Source organism: Bradyrhizobium sp. Crot121 (assembly GCF_059512385.1).
In genome coordinates, this window is record NZ_JCAMOR010000463.1 from 1 (window position 1) to 379 (window position 379).

1 protein-coding gene is annotated in these 379 nt (G+C 56.7%); it reads left to right on the forward strand.

Annotated elements, in window-relative coordinates:
• Positions 1-199: 199 nt before the first annotated feature.
• A partial coding sequence (locus AC5ZGW_RS47490) for a hypothetical protein (protein ID WP_496114320.1) occupies positions 200-379 on the forward strand: 180 nt, incomplete at its 3' end.

A 379-nucleotide genomic window follows, 5' to 3' on the forward strand; every position in this document is an offset into this window, starting at 1 on the left:
CGATTGGCGCCATGGCGTCATACGCGCTCTAATCATGGCCCGCTTTCATTGCCGCTGCCGACACTGCGAAACGCGTTGCGTGCTGCCGCATCATCCAGACACGTATGAAGTTCTTCCGCCCTGCAGTGTGTGCGGAAAGCGCACATTCAAGCCGAAGCGCTCCAGGATGAATCTACCGATTTACCGCGTTGATATCTGGATGCAGAAGCGCGACACACGCGGCATGTCGTGTTTCTGCGGCGGATATCACTACCAGCATCGGCGCAGTTCGTTCTACTGCTTTTATCGCGCTGACGGTAGCGAACGTCTGCCAGGTGATGCCGACTTCTGGACGCCTGGCATGTCGTTGGAAGAACACGACGCGCTGGTGGGAAAATAT